The organism is Nesterenkonia halophila, assembly GCF_009467795.1.
GTDB classification, from domain to species: domain Bacteria; phylum Actinomycetota; class Actinomycetes; order Actinomycetales; family Micrococcaceae; genus Nesterenkonia; species Nesterenkonia halobia.
The window spans coordinates 158,339-175,761 of record NZ_WIAX01000009.1 but is presented as its reverse complement, the minus strand read 5'-3'; the positions used below and the strand labels follow the sequence as shown (position 1 = coordinate 175,761).

15 protein-coding genes are annotated in these 17,423 nt (G+C 71.4%); 1 reads left to right on the top strand and 14 read right to left on the bottom strand.

Going from position 1 to position 17,423, the window contains the following annotated elements; translation table 11 throughout:
* Positions 1-1,626 (bottom strand): GTPase HflX (gene hflX, locus GCL72_RS05265; protein WP_246161026.1); only part of this gene is annotated, 1,626 nt, incomplete at its 3' end.
* Between the two features lie 474 nt (positions 1,627-2,100).
* On the opposite strand from hflX, the gene GCL72_RS05260 reads away from it, so the two are divergent.
* A complete protein-coding gene (locus GCL72_RS05260; RefSeq protein WP_153143654.1) occupies positions 2,101-2,718 on the top strand; it encodes a class I SAM-dependent methyltransferase in 618 nt (205 codons plus the stop codon).
* 46 nt (positions 2,719-2,764) lie between these two features.
* On the opposite strand, the gene dapF is transcribed toward GCL72_RS05260, so the two are convergent.
* From dapF to dapA, 13 genes are all read right to left on the bottom strand, one after another.
* On the bottom strand, positions 2,765-3,736 hold the full coding sequence (gene dapF / locus GCL72_RS05255; RefSeq protein WP_153143653.1) for a diaminopimelate epimerase: 972 nt from the start codon (positions 3,734-3,736) through the stop codon (positions 2,765-2,767).
* A 61-nt stretch (positions 3,737-3,797) separates the two neighbouring features.
* Positions 3,798-4,802 (bottom strand): tRNA (adenosine(37)-N6)-dimethylallyltransferase MiaA, encoded by a 1,005-nt coding sequence (miaA, locus tag GCL72_RS05250; RefSeq protein WP_153143652.1) that lies wholly within the window; start codon positions 4,800-4,802, stop codon positions 3,798-3,800.
* Between the two features lie 4 nt (positions 4,803-4,806).
* Entirely contained in the window at positions 4,807-6,375 is a 1,569-nt protein-coding gene (gene miaB, locus GCL72_RS05245; RefSeq protein WP_153143651.1) for a tRNA (N6-isopentenyl adenosine(37)-C2)-methylthiotransferase MiaB, read from the bottom strand.
* A 45-nt stretch (positions 6,376-6,420) separates the two neighbouring features.
* Positions 6,421-7,140 (bottom strand): regulatory protein RecX, encoded by a 720-nt coding sequence (locus tag GCL72_RS05240; RefSeq protein ID WP_343030142.1) that lies wholly within the window; start codon positions 7,138-7,140, stop codon positions 6,421-6,423.
* 20 nt (positions 7,141-7,160) lie between these two features.
* A complete protein-coding gene (gene recA / locus GCL72_RS05235; protein ID WP_153143650.1) occupies positions 7,161-8,222 on the bottom strand; it encodes a recombinase RecA in 1,062 nt (353 codons plus the stop codon).
* Between the two features lie 266 nt (positions 8,223-8,488).
* Complete coding sequence (locus GCL72_RS05230) at positions 8,489-8,707, bottom strand: DUF3046 domain-containing protein (RefSeq protein WP_153143649.1); 219 nt, start codon at positions 8,705-8,707, stop codon at positions 8,489-8,491.
* 7 nt (positions 8,708-8,714) lie between these two features.
* Positions 8,715-9,227, bottom strand: coding sequence for a MarR family winged helix-turn-helix transcriptional regulator (locus GCL72_RS05225; RefSeq protein ID WP_153143648.1), 513 nt, complete (start codon positions 9,225-9,227; stop codon positions 8,715-8,717).
* A 232-nt stretch (positions 9,228-9,459) separates the two neighbouring features.
* Positions 9,460-9,906 (bottom strand): helix-turn-helix domain-containing protein, encoded by a 447-nt coding sequence (locus GCL72_RS05220; protein ID WP_153143647.1) that lies wholly within the window; start codon positions 9,904-9,906, stop codon positions 9,460-9,462.
* Positions 9,907-10,010: 104 nt separating this feature from the next.
* On the bottom strand, positions 10,011-10,658 hold the full coding sequence (locus tag GCL72_RS05215) for a CinA family protein (protein ID WP_153143646.1): 648 nt from the start codon (positions 10,656-10,658) through the stop codon (positions 10,011-10,013).
* Positions 10,655-11,284, bottom strand: coding sequence for a CDP-diacylglycerol--glycerol-3-phosphate 3-phosphatidyltransferase (gene pgsA, locus GCL72_RS05210; protein ID WP_153143645.1), 630 nt, complete (start codon positions 11,282-11,284; stop codon positions 10,655-10,657). The genes GCL72_RS05215 and pgsA overlap by 4 nt, the downstream gene beginning before the upstream one ends.
* Before the next feature lie 54 nt (positions 11,285-11,338).
* The gene (locus GCL72_RS05205) at positions 11,339-14,470 is read right to left on the bottom strand and encodes an FtsK/SpoIIIE family DNA translocase (protein ID WP_153143644.1); all 3,132 of its coding nucleotides are present in this window, start codon (positions 14,468-14,470) and stop codon (positions 11,339-11,341) included.
* A 159-nt stretch (positions 14,471-14,629) separates the two neighbouring features.
* Positions 14,630-16,294, bottom strand: a complete 1,665-nt coding sequence (locus GCL72_RS05200; RefSeq protein WP_153143673.1) for a ribonuclease J — start codon at positions 16,292-16,294, stop codon at positions 14,630-14,632.
* A gap of 163 nt (positions 16,295-16,457) precedes the next feature.
* Positions 16,458-17,420 (bottom strand): 4-hydroxy-tetrahydrodipicolinate synthase, encoded by a 963-nt coding sequence (gene dapA, locus GCL72_RS05195; protein ID WP_153143643.1) that lies wholly within the window; start codon positions 17,418-17,420, stop codon positions 16,458-16,460.
* Between the last annotated feature and the right edge of the window lie 3 nt (positions 17,421-17,423).

Genomic DNA, 17,423 nt, shown 5'->3' with positions numbered 1-17,423 from the left:
GACGAGCTCGGGACGGACCTTCACGCTCAGCCGGGTCCCCTCGGCGCGGTAGTCGATGGTGTGGATCTCGGTGTCGCCGCCGTGCAGCCGGGAGACGACGTCGCCGTCGACATAGGGCACCAGCAGCTCCATCGGAGTCTGTGGCCGCGGGATCGAGTCGCTGACCCGCTCGCGCAGCTCGTCGAGCCCCATGCCGCTGTGCGCCGAGACCAGCACAGTGTTCGGCTCGCGGCGGCGGATGCGCTCGACCACGGCCCAGTCGGCGACGTCGGCCTTGTTCAGCACCACCAGCTCCGGGACCTGATGGGCGTCGACGTCGGCGAGCACCTCGCGGACCGCGCGGATCTGGCCCTCCGGCTCCGGGTGGGAGGCGTCGACCACGTGCAGGATCAGGTCCGAGTCGGCGACCTCCTCCAGCGTCGAGCGGAAGGCTTCGACCAGCTGGGTGGGCAGCTGACGCACGAAGCCGACGGTGTCGGAGAGCGTGTAGGCGATGCCGTCGGGCGTCTGCGCCTTGCGCACAGTGGGGTCCAGCGTGGCGAAGAGCGCGTTCTCCACCATCACCCCGGCGTCGGTGAGCTGGTTCAGCAGCGAGGACTTGCCGGCGTTGGTGTAGCCGGCGATGGCCACCGAGGGCACGCTGTTCCGCCGCCGGTTCGCGCGCTTGGCCTCGCGGGCGGGCTTCATGCCGGCGATCTGCCGACGCAGCCGGGCCATCCGCGCATGGATGCGCCGTCGGTCCAGCTCGATCTTGGTCTCGCCGGGTCCGCGGGAGCCCATGCCGCCTCCGCCGCCGACCTGGCCGCCGGCCTGCCGGGAGAGCGATTCGCCCCAGCCGCGCAGGCGCGGCAGCAGGTACTCCAGCTGGGCGAGCTCGACCTGCGCCTTGCCCTCGCGGGATTTGGCGTGCTGGGCGAAGATGTCGAGGATCAGGCCGGTCCGGTCGATGACCTTGACCTTGACGATGTCCTCCAGGCCGCGGCGCTGCGAGGGTGCCAGCTCGGAATCGACGATCACGGTGTCGGCGCCGAGCTCGGCGACGGCCGCACGGATCTCCTCGGCCTTGCCCGCGCCGAAGAACGTGCCCGGATCCGGATGCGTGCGGCGCTGGACGAAGCCGTCGAGGACGGTGGAGCCGGCCGTCTCGGCCAGCGCCGAGAGCTCGCGCAGCGCGTGCTCGGCCTCGGCGACCGGTCCGTCGGTCCAGAGTCCGGCGAGGACCACGCGCTCCAGGCGCAGCTGCCGGTTCTCGACCTCGGTGACGTCCTCGAGCTCGGTAGAGAGCCCTTCGACGCGACGCAGCGAGCGCCGTTCCATCACCTCGTGCTGCGCGCCGTCGGCAGCGGTGTGCCGCGTCTCGTCGGCCAGCTCGCGGGCTGTGCCGTCGAGGATGCCGCCGCGGCGCTTCTCGTCGGCCTCCTCGGCGGGCGCGACGTCCCCGGAGCGATCCGCCCCGTCGAGGCGGAACTCCGGGTCGGCGACGAATCGGGAGGACTGCGGGGCGGCGTCGTCGGCGGCCAGGATGCGCTCGATGGTCGCGTCGACGTCATCGGCGCGGCCGGCGTCCTGGCGCGAACTCCGTCGCGCGTCCCGGGGGTCGGTGTGGCTGATGTGCTCTTCGGTCATACTCTCCTCTGGAGGCCTGTCGGCGCCTCCTCGCGGCGCGGACTCGGCCTCGTGGTGCCGGATCGCGCATCCGGCCCGCCCTGCGGACGGTGTGTCTCCATCCTACGGCGGCGGCACCCGGCGGCACTACTTCCGACGAGGCCTGTGCAGGAATGCCCCGTGCGGTGCTCGCGCGTCGTCGGCAGAGCCGTGCGACGGGTGGAATCGGTGCCGGGGGGGGGATCGCCCATGCCGGATGGCGGGCGGATGCGGATCATGAATCGGGTGATGGTCTGGGGCTCGACCGCCGGGGCGCGTCGGCGCACATCGGCACGGAGGCCGGCGGGCCGCAGGGCGCCCTCGGTGCTCAGGGGCGGGAGCTCAGGTGTGCATGATCCACATGTCCTCCAGTATAGAGCCCGACGGCGTCCCGGGCGACCCCCGCTCCCGCGCGGGACGCGGCGCGGCTCGACGCCGCCGGGATAGCATGGCGATGTGGACGCGCAGCACTACTTCTCCTCCGCTCCGGACGGCCCGATCCGACGCCGCACCGTCGAGGTCGAGCTGGACGGTCGTGCCGTCACGGCCACCACCGCCGGCGGCATCTTCTCCCCCGACGGGATCGACAAGGGCACTGGCGTGCTGCTGCGCCACGTCCCCCGCCCGACACCGACCGGCGAGCTGCTCGACGTCGGCTGCGGCTGGGGGCCGATCGCGCTGACGATGGCGCTGCAGGCGCCCGAGGCCCGCGTCTGGGCCGTGGACGTCAACGAACGCTCGCGCACCCTCTGCCGGGAGAACGCCGAGACGCTGGGACTGGACAACGTGGTCGTCGCCGCGCCCGAGGAGGTCCCGGCGCCGTTGGAGTTCACCGCGATCTGGTCGAATCCGCCGATCCGGATCGGCAAACCGCAGCTGCACGCGCTGCTGCGCGGCTGGCTGCCCCGGCTGGCCTCCGGCGGCGAGGCCTGGCTGGTGGTGCAGAAGAACCTCGGGGCCGATTCGCTGCAGAAGTGGCTGGGGCCGATGCTCGCCGAGCACGACCCCGGCTTCTCCGTGGACCGCCCGGAGACGCAGAAGGGCTTCCGCCTGCTGCGCGCCCGGCGCGACTGACGCCGCGGGTCTCTCCGTCGGGTGGTCCCCGGCCGCTCGGTCCGGCTCAGCCGAGCGTGCCGGTGAAGACAAGTTCGGCCGGGCCGGAGAGCTCGACATCCTCGGCCCCGTCCTCTCGGGCCAGGAACCGCACGCGGACCTCGCCGCCGGGGACGGCCACGACCCAGCTGGCCACGCCGTCGCCGGCGGCCCAGACCCGCACCGCCGCCGCGGCCGCGCAGGCGCCGGTGCCGCAGGACATCGTCTCGCCCACGCCGCGCTCGTGCACGCGCATGCGCACCCGTCCCTCACCTGCGGAGACCAGCGGCTCGCCCGGGACGACGAACTCCACGTTGGTGCCGTGCGGCGGCCGCGGATCGACCGTCGGCGCAGTGGCAAGGCCGAGGGCGTCCAGCGCCCGCTCCCCGGATAGCGCCACCACGGTGTGCGGGTTGCCCATCGAGATGCTCAGCGCCGGCCGCGGGTCGGTCAGCCCGTCGGCGACGACCAGCGAGTCCGAGGCGCTGGCCTGCGCCAACTCGGGGTCGATGAAGGACCAGACCCCCATCCCGACCGCGTAGCCCTCCGGCACCCGGCGGACGGTCTTGGCCCCGCCGCGGGTGAGGATCGTCAGCTCCTGGCCCTCCTCGAGGGAGATCAGCTGCTGGTCGCTCAGGAAATGGACGAAGGCGCGCACTCCGTTGCCGCACATCTCGGCCAACGAGCCGTCGCCGTTGCGATAGTCCATGAACCAGACCGTCTGCTCCGATGCCTGATCCGGCGCCCGGCCCGGCAGCTCCTCGGCATGCTCGGCGAGCAGCGCCCGGCCGTCGTCGTCCTTCTCCGCCGGCACCGCACGGATCAGCCCGTCGGCGCCGATGCCCAGATGACGGTCGCAGACGGCCGCGGCCTGGTCGGCGTCGACGATCAGCTCGCCCTCGGGGTCGGCGAGCAGCACGAAGTCGTTGCCCGTGGCGTGAGCCTTGGTGAAGGGCAGGCCGCCCAGCGTGTCGAGGGCGGCGAGGTGATGTGTGGCCACTGGGTGCTCTTTCTGCGTCGGCGGGTCTCCGGTCCGGAGATGGGGCGGGTCGTCGTCAGGGTCAACGTCGGCGGTCGCCGGGGTCTTCCAGCGCCGCCTCCAGCACTTCGAGGGCGCGGTCGGCGAGGTCCGACGCCGGGGCCTCGAGCCAGTGGACGCGCGGATCGGCGCGGAACCAGGTCTCCTGGCGGCGGGCGAACCGTCGGGTGGCCACAGTGGTGTCCTCGATCGCCCGGGCCAGACTGCGGCCGCCGTCGAGGACGTCGAGGAACTGCTGATAGCCGATGGCCTTCGACGCCGTCCGCCCGGTGCGCAGGCCGGCGTCGACCAGCTGCTCGACCTCGGCGAGCAGCCCCTGCGAGGCCATGTCCTCCACGCGGGCGGCGATGCGCGCGTGGAGAGGCTCCCGCGGCACGGAGAGTCCCAGCTGGACCACCGGCTCGACCCTCGGTTCGTGGATCCGCCGCGGCATGTAGGAGCTGAAGGGACGACCGGTGAGGCTGACGACCTCCAACGCGCGGACCAGCCGCCGATCGTCGCTGATCGCCGCGGCGGACTCCGGGTCGTGCGCGCGCAGGTCGGCGCGCAGGGCCGCGGGACCCTCGTCCTCGAGCCGCTGGGTCAGCTCCGCGCGGAGCTGCGGCTCGGTGGGCGGGAACTCGATGACGTCGATCGCCGCCCGCACGTAGAGCCCGGAGCCGCCGACCATGATGGGGGTGCGGCCGCGGGCACGGATCGCGGCGACCACGTCCCGGGCCTGCCGCTGATAGTCGGCGACTGAGGCCTCCTGGCTGACGTCGAGGACGTCGAGCAGGTGGTGCGGCACCCCGGCGGCCTCGACGGCGGTGACCTTCGCCGTGCCGATGTCCATGCCCCGGTAGAGCTGCATCGAGTCGGCGTTGACCACTTCGCCGTCGAGCCGTCGCGCGAGGTCGATGCCCAGCTGCGACTTTCCGGAGGCGGTGGGGCCGACGACGACGATCAGCGGCAGGGGGCCGACCGGCCCCGGCCGACCCGGCGCGCCCGTCGCCTCCGATCCGTCCGCGGCAGGGGCGGAAGCTGCCACGTGCTCAGCCGTCCATGCGCATCGTCGGCATGCCCAGCGAGACCTGGCCCGGCTGGGTTCCGGCGACCTGGGTGGTGCCCACGCCGCAGGAGTCGGCCTGCGCGCGGTCCCAGGCGTCGCCGGCCCGCGACGCCCGCAGGGTGTACTGCTCCACGGTCGGATCGGAGAGCAGATGATGCGAGCCGGCGTCGGTGATCGGCACGGTGACGAAGTCGCCCGGTCGGGGTTCCGCGGCGCCGTCCGGCACGGAGAAGTGCACCAGCCGGTGGTCGGGCGCGCGTCCGGTCAGCCGCCCGGTCTCCGCCCCCTTGGTGCCGCTGTGCGCGGTGACCAGCAGCTCGTGGACGGTGCCGATCTGAGCGGCGTTCTCCTCGGCGGTGATGCGGTTCTGCAGCGCGATGAGCCGGTCGAAGCGCCGCTGGACGACGTCCTTGGGGACCTGGTCCTCCATCTCGGCGGCCGGGGTGCCCGGCCGCGGAGAGTACTGGAAGGTGAAGGCCGAGGAGAACCGCGAGGCCTCGACCACGCGCAGCGTGTCCTCGAAGTCCTCCTCGGTCTCTCCGGGGAAGCCGACGATGATGTCGGTGGTCACCGCCGCATGCGGCATGCGGTCGCGGACCTTCTCCAGGATCCGCAGGAACTTCGTCGACCGGTAGGACCGGCGCATGGCCTTCAGCACCGAGTCCGAGCCGGACTGCAGCGGCATGTGCAGCTGCGGCATGACATTTGGGGTCTCGGCCATCGCGTCGATGACGTCGTCGGTGAAGGAGGCCGGATGCGGGCTGGTGAAGCGCACCCGCTCCAGGCCCTCGATCTCCCCGCAGGCGCGCAGCAGCTTGGCGAAGGCGCCGCGGTCGCCGAACTCCACGCCGTAGGTGTTGACGTTCTGCCCCAGCAGGGTCACCTCGACGGCGCCGTCGTCGACCAGCGCCTGGACCTCGGCGAGGATGTCGCCGGGGCGACGGTCGCGCTCCTTGCCGCGCAGCGAGGGGACGATGCAGAAGGTGCAGGTGTTGTTGCAGCCCACGGAGATCGACACCCAGCCGGAGTGGACCTCGTCGCGCTTGGTCGGCAGCGTCGACGGGAAGGTCTCCAGCGACTCCAGGATCTCGAGCTCGGCCTCCTGGTTGTGCCGGGAGCGCTCGAGCAGGGCGGGCAGCGATCCGATGTTGTGCGTGCCGAAGACGACGTCGACCCAGGGGGCCTTCTCCTGCACCCTGCTCTGGTCCTTCTGTGCCAGGCAGCCGCCCACGGCGATCTGCATGCCCTCGTGGTCACGCTTGCTCGCACGCAGCTGGCCGAGGTGGCCGTAGAGCTTGTTGTCGGCATTCTCGCGCACCGCGCAGGTGTTGAAGACCACCAGGTCGGCGGTCTCCTCCTCCCCGACGGACACATAGCCGGCGTCCTCGAGCAGACCCGAGATCCGCTCGGAGTCGTGGACGTTCATCTGGCAGCCGAAGGTGCGCACGTCGTAGGTGCGGCCGCTCCCGGATCCTGCCGCGGTCCCGGACGGTGCGGCGGACGGGTCGACGACGTCGGTCGTGACGGGGCGGTCCATGGTCGTCTCAGTCATGGGATGCTCGCAGATCGGACTGGTGCGTGCAGGTGCCGTTCGATTCTACGCGCTGTGCTCGTCGAGCACCTCCTGGACGATCCGGAAGGCCGTCGACGGCGCATGGCCGCGACGACCGAGCATCGCCACCAGTCGGCGCGTGTGCTTCTCCCGTTCGCGCCGCTCGTCGGCGCCGGAGCCGGCGGGCACGACCACGCCGCGCAGCTTCTTCTCGACCATCTCGCGGGCCGCGGCATCCTCGTCCTCGGGTTCGATCTGCTCCAGCGCCTCGACGATGTGGGCCTCGTCCACTCCGCGGTCGCGCAGCTCGTGGCGCAGCGCCGCCCGACCCAGCCCCTTGAGCTCGTGCCGGGTGCGCACCCAGGTCCGGGCGAACGCCGCGTCGTCGATCAGTCCGACCTCGGTGAGCCGGTTCAGGACCTGCTCGATGACCGGCTCCTCGGTCTCCTTCTCCCGCAGCGCCTCGGCGAGCTGATGCCGGCTCTTCGCCGAACCGGTCAGCTTCCGCAGCACCACGGCGCGCGCCCGGGCGTAGGGAGAGTCGTCCTCGGCCCCGGAGCTCGCCGGCGCCGGATCCGAGTCCTCTGCCGACGCCGCCGCGGTCTGCTCTGGCGCGGCCGGCGCGGGCGCGGCGGACGACGACGAAGGCTCGGGATCCCAGAGCGAGCTGGGGCCGGCCTCGCCGGACTCGATGCGTGTCATCGCCTCCCGCAGCTGGGCGAGCGTCGAGGCCTGTCCGACGGGCTCCTCAGCATCTGCCGTCATGCGTCAGCTCCCGTCTCGGCTCAGGCGGGGCCGTCGACCGCGTGAAGCGACGGGCCGTCAGTGCCGTCCTGGTCGCCGCCCTCGGGGGCGAGGATGCCCAGCTTCTCCTTGATGCGACGCTCGATCTCGTCGGCGAGGTCCGGGTTGTCCTTCAGGAACTGGCGGGACTTCTCCTTGCCCTGGCCGAGCTGATCGCCGTCGTAGGTATACCAGGCGCCGGACTTCTTCACCAGACCGTGCTCCACGCCGGTGTCGATGAGATCGCCCTCCCGGGAGATGCCCTCGCCGTAGACGATGTCGAACTCGGCCTGTTTGAAGGGCGGGGCCACCTTGTTCTTCACGATCTTCGCGCGGGTGCGGTTGCCGACGGCGTTGGTGCCGTCCTTGAGGGTCTCGATGCGCCGGACGTCGACGCGCACCGAGGCATAGAACTTCAGCGCCTTGCCGCCGGAGGTGGTCTCCGGGGACCCGAAGAAGACCCCGACCTTCTCGCGCAGCTGGTTGATGAAGATCGCGGTGGTCTTCGACTGCGACAGCCGGCCGGCGATCTTGCGCAGCGCCTGGGACATCAGCCGAGCCTGCAGCCCGACGTGGCTGTCGCCCATCTCGCCCTCGATCTCGGCCCGCGGCACCAGCGCGGCCACCGAGTCGACGACGACGACATCCAGCGAGCCGGAGGAGAGCAGCATGTCCATGATCTCCAGGGCCTGCTCACCGGTGTCGGGCTGGGAGACCAGCAGCGAATCGGTGTCCACGCCGAGCTTCTCCGCGTAGACAGGGTCCAGCGCGTGCTCGGCGTCGATGAACGCGGCGATGCCGCCGTCCTTCTGGGCATTGGCCACGGCGTGCAGGGCCACTGTCGTCTTGCCGGAGGACTCCGGGCCGTAGATCTCGACGACGCGGCCGCGCGGGAAGCCGCCGATGCCCAGCGCGGCGTCCATGGCGATGGACGAGGTCGAGATCGTCTCCATCGGCGCGCGGGTCTCGTCGCCGAGGCGCATCACCGAGCCCTTGCCGAACTGCTTGTCGATCTGGGCCAGCGCGGCGTCGAGCGCCTTCTGCCGGTCTTCGCTGACTGCCATGATTCACCTCTGTGACGTCGTGCGGATGTGCGGCGCCCTCCTGTGCCGGGAGCGCCGGTGGTGCGTGCAGGATCGAGACTACGCGCGACCCCCGACACGCAGCAGGCCCCACCCCTCGCACTGTGGAGGAAGCGGCGTGTCGCCGGAGCTGTCGTGCCTGCTGTGCAGGACTCTACCCGATCGTCTCGAACATATCTTCGACGCCCGGCCGGCGTGTTCCGGACGGCCGGCGTCGGGCTCAGGTCATGGCGCGGGCTGCGGCGGACTCACCGCGCGGCCGGAGTGTCGCGCCCCAGTCGGCGCGCGGCGGGCACGTCCTGCTGATCGCAGACGGCGTCCCACACTTCGCGGGGGCCGACGCCGGCGGCCAGCGCCTGGTCGACGGTCAGCTGATACGCCGACAGCACGAGCGTGCCGGAGAGCACGTGCGCATAGGTCGCTCCGAACTCGTCCTCCATCAGGGCCCAGAATCTGCTCAGTCGCACGGCGGCCTCAGGCGGAGGTCCGGTCGGCCGCGGACTGCCCCGCCGCGTCCTGCGGGCCGGGGTTCTCGTCGGCGGACTCGGCGTAGGTGCGGTTGAGCTTGGCCAGCAGGCCGGACAGCGTAGAGATCTCCTCTTCGGACCAGGGTTCGAGCATCGCCATGTAGCGCTCGACGCGCTCGTCCTGCGCGGCCTCCAGGCGCGCCCGCCCCTCGTCGGAGAGGCTCAGCGACTGCGCCCGGCCGTCGTCGGGGTCGGTGGTCTTCAGCACCCAGCCGCGGGCGGTCAGCGTGGCCAGCTGCCGGGAGAGGGTGGGCTTGCCGATGCCCAGGTGGCGTGCGATCGCGGTCATCCGCACCGGTCCCTGCTGCTGCAGGGTCGCCAGCACCGAGTAGGAGGCCGGCTCGATCTCCGGATCGATCCTCCGCGTCATCTGCAGCGCGTTGAACCGCCGGCGGACGAACAGGCGATTGAACTCGCGCTCCAGGTCGTGGACGAGGGCTGCTCGGTCGGCGTTCTCCATGGTCCCATCCTATGCGCACAGCCGGCCGACGGACGCCCCTGCACCAGGAGCAGCCCGCTGGCCTGCGGCTCGTCCGTCAGGACGCCCGCGTCGTCGGGCATGTCGGCCTCGCGTCGATGACGACCCCGGACGCGCCGCAGGCCGCCTCCTGACAGGAGGCGGCCTGCGGGCCCGCGACGACGACGCCGCGGGACGATCGGCGGAGCCGGCGGGTGATCCCGCCGGCGGAGGGTCAGCCGCAGCTGCGGGCGAACTCCTCGCGCGCGAGGTCGTCCGGGACGCCGTCGGGGACGACGCCGGGGGCGAACTCCCGCTGGAACTCGGTGGGCACCGTGTCCGGGACGCGCAGCCCCTCGGCCACGGCCACTCGCTCGGCGACCTGGCCCAGCATGGCCGACAGCGGCACGTCCAGGGCATCGCAGATCGAGGCGAGCAGCTCGGAGGAGGCCTCCTTCTGGCCGCGCTCGACCTCGGACAGATACCCCAGCGAGACGCGCGCGCCGTGGGAGACGTCGCGCAACGTACGGCCTTCGGCCTGACGGATGCTGCGCAGCACGTCTCCGATCTCCTGACGCATCACGACGGCCTTCGCCTCGCCGGTCTCGGCGACGGCGACGCCGTCGGGCTCCGCGTCCCTCCACCGGGTGACGCCGTTGACGGTGACTGGCTGTCGCACCATGGACCCTCTCCTTCGTGGTAGAACCTGCCGGTCCTGCCCTGTGTCATCCGGGTCAACCGAATGCGCGGGGTATTCATTCCCCGCCGCGCCCTCGGGCTCCCCGTTCATCGTCGCATGATCGAGGGCCTGCGTCCCACACGATGCATCAGAAGTCTGAGCGCCTCCTCCACAGTCGCTGCACGGATGCCGTCGCGGTCGCCGTCGAGCCGACGCAGCACCGCGCCCGACGACCAGCCCGCCGGCTCACCTCCCGGCTGTGCGGTCTCCGCGTCGCCGTCGCCCGCGCGGCCGGTCGCCGCCGGCCTCCAGGCGCCCGGCGGCGGATCGCCCCACGGGGGCACCGAGACATCGTGCCAGGCCAGCCCGATGTAGGCCGTGCCCACCGGCTGACCCTGATGGGGCTCGGGACCGGCGACGCCGGTGGTCGCCACCCCCAGCACCGCGCCGGTGCGCCGGGCCGCCCCCAGCGCCATCGCCGCGGCGACGTCGGGATCCACCGCGCCGCGCTCCTCGAGCAGCGCGGAGTCGACGTCGAGCAGATCACGCTTCACCGGATTGCAGTAGGCGACCACTCCCCCGCGCAGCACCGCCGAGGCGCCGGGAGGATCGGCCAGCCGCGCGGCCACGGCCCCGGCGGTCAGCGACTCGCCGGCGGCGACGGTCAGCCCGAGGCTGTCGAGACGGGCGATCACGTGCGCGGCCGAGACCTCCTCGGCCGGGTGGACGTCGGCGGGGATGCGGCCGGAGCTCATGCTGCACGGGCGTCGCGGCGCATGCGGATCGCCGAGACGACGTAGTCCAGACCGGTGACCACGGTGACCACCAGCGCGACCATCATGATCCAGAAGGCGACGTCGCCGAGCCAGGAGGCGATGACCACCAGCGGCAGCAGCATCAGCTGCAGGCCCGCAGTCTGCAGCACCGTCTTCAGCTTGCCGCCGCGCGAGGCGGGCATGACGCCGTAGCGGATGACGACCATGCGCAGCACGGTGATGCCCAGCTCGCGCACCAGGATGAGCACCGTCACCCACCAGGGCAGCTCGCCGAGCAGCGAGAGCATGATGAGCCCGGCGCCGATGAGCGCCTTGTCGGCGATGGGATCGGCGATCTTGCCGAAGTTCGACACCAGCCCGCGCGACCGGGCGAGGTCTCCGTCGATCTTGTCGGTGATCATCGCCGCGGCGAAGAGGCCGGCCGCCGCCCAGCGCCATCCGCCGTTCTGCGCCTCGAGCCCGTCGGCGTCGAGCAGCAGGAACCAGACGAACACCGGCACCAGCACGATGCGCAGCATCGTGAGCACATTGGCGATGTTCAGCAGCGGCGGCTCGGCGGACTCGGCGGGGCCGACGTCGTCGGGCTCGGAGGCGTGACGGCTCACGGGCGGGGTTCCTTGTCATCGACGGCGGAGGGGGGTCTCGACGACGGGGCCGGATCAGCGCCCGGTCAGCTGCCAGGCGTCCTCCCCGGCGTCCGTGTCGTGACCGTCATGATACTCGGTGGCCTCCGGCAGCGCCGCAGTCCGCTCGGCCAGGTCCCGGGCGATCAGGTCGGCGCTGGACATCCCGGAGACGGTCGACCCGCCCTGCGGCGGCGTCCCGGCGGCCGACTGCGCCGACGACTCCTGCGGCGGCTGCGGCTGAGGCGACTGCGGGGCGGGCTGGCCCGAGGCGGGCTCATAGGCGACCACCTCCTGCTCATAGGCCTCCGGGGCATCTTCCGAGGGCGCGGCCGCCGGCGGCTCCTCGCCGCGGATGGTGGCCAGCACTCCGGGCAGCTCCTCGGGGCTGACCAGCACGTCGCGGGCCTTCGACCCTTCGGAGGCGGCGACCACCCCGCGAGACTCCATCAGGTCCATCAGTCGGCCGGCCTTGGCGAATCCGACGCGCAGCTTGCGCTGCAGCATCGAGGTGGAGCCGAACTGGGTGGTGACCACCAGCTCGGTGGCCTGCAGCAGCAGGTCCAGATCGTCGCCGATGTCCTCGTCGATCTGCTTCTGCGGCTTCTCCGGGACGACGTCCTCGCGGTACTGCGCCGAGAGCTGGGACTTCACATGCTCGACGACCGAGTGGATCTCGGTCTCGCTGACCCAGGCGCCCTGGACACGCATCGGCTTGGCGTTGCCCATCGGCAGGAAGAGCGCATCGCCCTGCCCGAGCAGCTTCTCCGCGCCGGCCGAGTCCAGCACCACGCGCGAGTCCGTGACCGAGGAGGTCGAGAAGGCCATCCGTGAGGGCACGTTGGCCTTGATCAGACCGGTGACGACGTTGACCGAGGGCCGCTGGGTGGCCAGCACCAGGTGGATGCCGGCGGCACGGGCCAGCTGGGTGATCCGCACGATCGAGTCCTCGACGTCGCGCGGGGCGACCATCATCAGGTCGGCCAGCTCGTCGACGATCACCAGCAGGTACGGGTACGGCCGCAGCTCGCGCTTCGAGTCCGGCGGCAGAGTGATCTTGCCGTTGCGGACGGCCTTGTTGAAGTCGTCGATGTGCTTGTAGCCGAAGTGCGCCAGATCGTCGTAGCGGTTGTCCATCTCCTTCACGACCCACTGCAGCGCCTCGGCGGCCTTCTTCGGATCGGTGATGATCGGGGTGACCAGATGCGGCACGCCCTCGTAGGCGGTCAGCTCCACCCGCTTGGGATCGACCATGACCATGCGCACCTCGTCGGGGGTGGCGCGCATCAGGATCGAGGTGATCATCGAGTTCACGAAGGCCGACTTGCCGGCTCCGGTCGCGCCGGCGACCAGCAGGTGCGGCATCTTCGCGAGGTTGGCGACCACGTAGCCGCCCTCGACGTCCTTGCCGACGCCCATGACCATCGAGTGCTCGGTCTTGCGCGCGGCGTTGGACCGCATCACGTCGCCGAGGGCGACGACTTCCTTGTCCTTGTTCGGGATCTCGATGCCGATGGCCGACTTGCCCGGGATCGGGCTGAGGATGCGGACCTCGTTGGAGGCGACGGCCAGCGAGATGTTCTTGTCCAGGCCGGTGACCTTCTCCACCTTGGTGCCGGGGGTCAGCTCGACCTCGTAGCGGGTGACCGTCGGACCGCGGGAGAAGCCGGTGACCTGGGCGTCGACCTTGAACTGCTCGAAGGTGCGGTTCAGCGCGTCAACGACTTCGTCGTTGGCCTCAGTGTGCTCCTTCGCCGGCGGGCCGGAGGGCAGCAGCGACTGGTCCGGCAGCGTGTAGGTGACGTCGCCGGCCAGTTCGAGCTGCTCGGAGCGCACCGGCATGTCGGCGGCCGGGGCGGGAGCCTCGGCGGCGGCCGGCGCGGGCGTCCGCGCGGAGGCTGACGACGGCGCGGCGGCGCCGCCCACCGCCGCAGTCGGAGCAGTGGTCGCCCCGGCCGCGGCTGGTGCGGCCTCGTCGGCGCTGGCGGCCGACGAGGCCGAGGACTGGGCCTTCTCACGCGCGCGCTGGATGGCCAGCTCCTGAGCGGTGGGACGCTTGACTCCGGGAGGCACGGCCGGCTCGGTGTCCTGTTCGGCGTCCCGCCCGGCGTCGCTCTCCACGGCGGAGGCGTCGAAGGCGCCGGCGGACGCCCGGGATGCTTCGGCCTCGGACGCCGCGCCGGACGTGGTCCCGGACGCGGCCCCGGGGGCGGCTCCGGTCTCGGGCTCCTCCTCGGGCTCCGGGGCGGCCTCGCGTCCCCGGAGGATCTTGGAGAGGAAACCGGCCATCTTCGGCGCGGGCTCGCCCTCGTCGAAGACGTCGTCGCGCGGTTCCTCGGCGGGCTGGGCGGCGCGGGATGCCCGGCGGCTGCGCGCCGGTCGGGCCGCGGCGTCCTCGGAGCGCGCAGGCTGGCGCGGGGCGCGCGGCTCGCGGCGTTCACCGACCACGTAGTCCTTGGCCACCGAGGCCCGCTCCGGGATCCGGCGCACCGGGGTGTCGGTGAGCACCAGCAGCCCGGCCAGCAGCACTGCGCCGAGCCCCGCCCAGACAGGGTAGACGGTGACCAGGCTGGCCAGCGGGACGGTGACCAGGTAGCCGACGATGCCGCCGGAGGCGAGCATGTCGGAGAAGGCGGCGTTGAGCGGCGGCATGCCGTGTCCCATATGCGCCAGTCCGGCGGTCGAGCACAGGATCAGGCACAGGCCGATGGCGACGCGGCCGTTGTCCTCATGCTCCTGCGGGTGGCGGATGTAGCGCACGGCGGTGATGAACAGGATGACCGGCAGCACGGCGGCCGACCAGCCGAAGGTGCCGGCCACACCCCGATGGACGATCTCCACCGACCAGTGGTCCAGTTCGCGGGCTCCCCACCATTCGACGAGGGCGATGACCGCGGCCATGAGGAGGAAGACCAGGGCCGCGCCGTCGCGCCGGTCCTCGGGCTCGATGCGCACCTGGCGCCCCAGGCCTCGGATCGCAGAGGCCGTCGGCGTCGCGAAGGCCATCCAGAGCCCGCGCAGCGCCGAGGCCAGCAGGTTGCCGCGCGGCGGCTCCTGCTGGGCCGTGGTGTTCTTCTTCGTCGACGTCGCGCGGCTTCCCGCACCCTTGGTGGACTTCTTCTTTCCCGAGGTGCTGGCGGCGCGCGCGGGGGAAGTACGTGTCGCCATACCAGCCAACCTACCTCCACACGCGGAAGAACGCGCGCAGGGCCACACCATCGGGGCGAATCGACGGGTCCCGGACGGCCGACGCCGCGGGCCGCCGGTCGCGGACCAGCGCCGGCCGGGGGCCCGCGGCGCCCGACCGGCGAGGCGCCGACCTGCGGATCAGGTCTCGACGACCACCGGCACGATCATCGGCTTGCGGCGCAGCTTCCGGCTGACCCAGGAGCCGATGGTCCGCCGCACGATCTGCTGCAGCTGGTGGGTGGTGTGCTCCTGGGTGTCCTGGATGGCCTCGGTGAGGGCCTTCGAGATCTTCGGCTTGATGTCCTTGAAGACCTGGTCCTCCTCGGCCACGCCGCGGGCGTGGATGTCCGGTCCGGAGACGATCTGGCCGGTCTGGCGGTTGACCACCGTGACCACCGAGATGAAGCCCTCCTCGCCGAGCACGCGGCGGTTCTTCAGGTCCGTCTCGGAGATCTCGCCGACCGAGGAGCCGTCGACGTAGACGTAGCCGCACTCGATCTGGCCGGTCACCCGGGCGACGCCGTCGCGCAGGTCGACCACGGAGCCGTCCTCGCAGAGCAGCACGCGCTCCGGGTCGACGCCGGTCTCCTCGGCCAGCTTGCCGTTGGCGATCAGGTGCCGGGTCTCGCCGTGGACCGGCATCACGTTGTTCGGCTTGATGATGTTGTAGCAGTACAGCAGCTCGCCGGCGGAGGCGTGGCCGGAGACGTGGACCTTGGCGGTGCCCTTGTGCACGACGTCGGCGCCGAGCTTCAGCAGACCGTTGATGACCCGGAAGACGGCGTTCTCGTTGCCGGGGATCATCGAAGAGGCGAGGATGACGGTGTCGCCGTCGCCGACCTGGATCTGGTGGTCGCCGTTGGCCATCCGGGACAGCGCGGCCATCGGCTCGCCCTGCGAGCCGGTGGACATCAGCACCACTTCGTTGTCGGGGTAGTCGTCGACCTTCTTGATGTCGACCAGGATGCCCTCCGGCACGCTCAGGTAGCCCAGCTTCGCCGCGATGGACATGTTGCGCACCATCGACCGGCCCACGAACGCGACCCGGCGGCCGTGCTTCTCAGCGGCGTCGAGCACCTGCTGGACGCGGTGGATGTGCGAGGAGAAGGAGGCCACGATGATCCGTCGCGTGGAGTTCGCGAAGTACTGGTCGATCGTCGGGCCGATCTCCTTCTCCGGCGTGGTGAAGCCGGGCACGTCGGCGTTGGTGGAGTCGGTCATGAACAGGTCCACGCCCTCCTCGCCGAGCTTGGCGAAGTGGCGCAGGTCCGTGATCCGGCCGTCGAGCGGCAGCTGGTCCATCTTGAAGTCGCCGGTGTGCAGCACGCTGCCGGCCTCGGTGCGGATGTGCACCGCCAGCGCGTCCGGGATGGAGTGGTTGACCGCGACGAACTCGCACTCGAAGGGCGCGAGCTCCTCGATGTCGCCCTCCTTGACCGCCAGGGTGTAGGGCTTGATCTTGTGCTCGGCGAGCTTGGCCTCGACCAGCGCCAGCGTCAGCGTCGAGCCGATCAGCGGGATGTCGGGCTGGCGGCGCAGCAGGTACGGCACCGCACCGATGTGGTCCTCGTGCCCGTGGGTGAGCACCAGGCCGACGACGTCGTCGAGCCGGTCCTCGATGTAGCTGAAGTCCGGAAGGATCAGGTCGACGCCGGGCTGCTCCTCCTCCGGGAAGAGCACGCCGCAGTCGACGATGAGGATCTTGCCGTCGAGCTCGAACACCGCCATGTTGCGCCCGACCTCTCCCAGACCGCCGAGCGCCACGATGCGCATCGTGCCGTTCTTCAGCTTCGGCGGGGTCATCAGGCGCTGTGCAGCCAAGGGATAGTCCTCCTGTGTGGGGGTGTCATGCGATGCGGAACGTGCTTGTCCCAACCGTACTCGGTGCGTCGGGCGATCACCTAGACGATCGGGGCGGTGCGGGGCGGGCGGGCGGCGTCGTCGCCGGCCTCGCCTCCGCGCGCGCTCAGAGGTCCCAGCCGGCCTCGCGGAGGTCGGCGAGGATGAGCTCCTGCTCGGCGGCGTTGGCCTGCACCAGCGGCAGCCGCACATCGGTGCGGATGGGGAAGCCCAGCCAGTCCAGGACCAGCTTCGAGGAGACGGCCCCCTGCACGCGGGTCATCAGCGCGCGGATCACCGGGCCGAGCTCGCCGTGGACGATGCGGGCTTCCTTGAGGTCGTAGTCCAGCACAGCGTCGATCATCCGGCGGAAGTGCGGAGCCGCGACGTGGGAAGTCACCGAGACGACGCCGGCCGCGCCCATGGCCATCCAGGCCAGCACGTTCTGGTCGTCGCCGGAGTAGACCTCCAGCTCGGTCTTCGTCAGCACCTCGGTGGTGGCGGTGATGTCGTTCTTGGCGTCCTTCAGCGCCATGATCTTCGGATGCTCGGCCAGCTGGAGCAGCGTGTCGGTGGCGATCGGGATGCCGGTGCGTCCCGGGATGTCGTAGATCATCAGCGGCAGGTCGACCGCGTCCGCGACGGCGGTGTAGTGGGCCAGCACGCCGTCCTGGCTGGGCTTGTTGTAGTACGGGGTGACCACCAGCTGGCCGTCGGCGCCGGCGCGCTCGGCGCGGCGGGCCATCTCCAGGTCGTGGGAGGTGTGGTTGGTCGAGGTGCCGGCGATGATCTTGGCGCGGTCGCCGACGGCGGACTTGGCCGCGCGGACCAGTCCCTCCTTCTCGTGGTCCTCCAGCGTGGAGGTCTCGCCGGTGGTGCCGGAGACGACCAGCGCATCGTTGCCCTCGTCGACCAGCTTCTCGGCGAGCGCCTCGAAAGCCTCGTAGTCGACCCGGTCGTCCTCGGTGAACGGGGTCACCATCGCCGTGATCAGATGCCCGAAATACGGGTCGGTCTGGTCGGGGTGCTGGACCTCGCCCTCGGTGAGGTGCAGGTCGAACTCGTGTGTCAGCTCGGTGTCGCTCGCCATGGG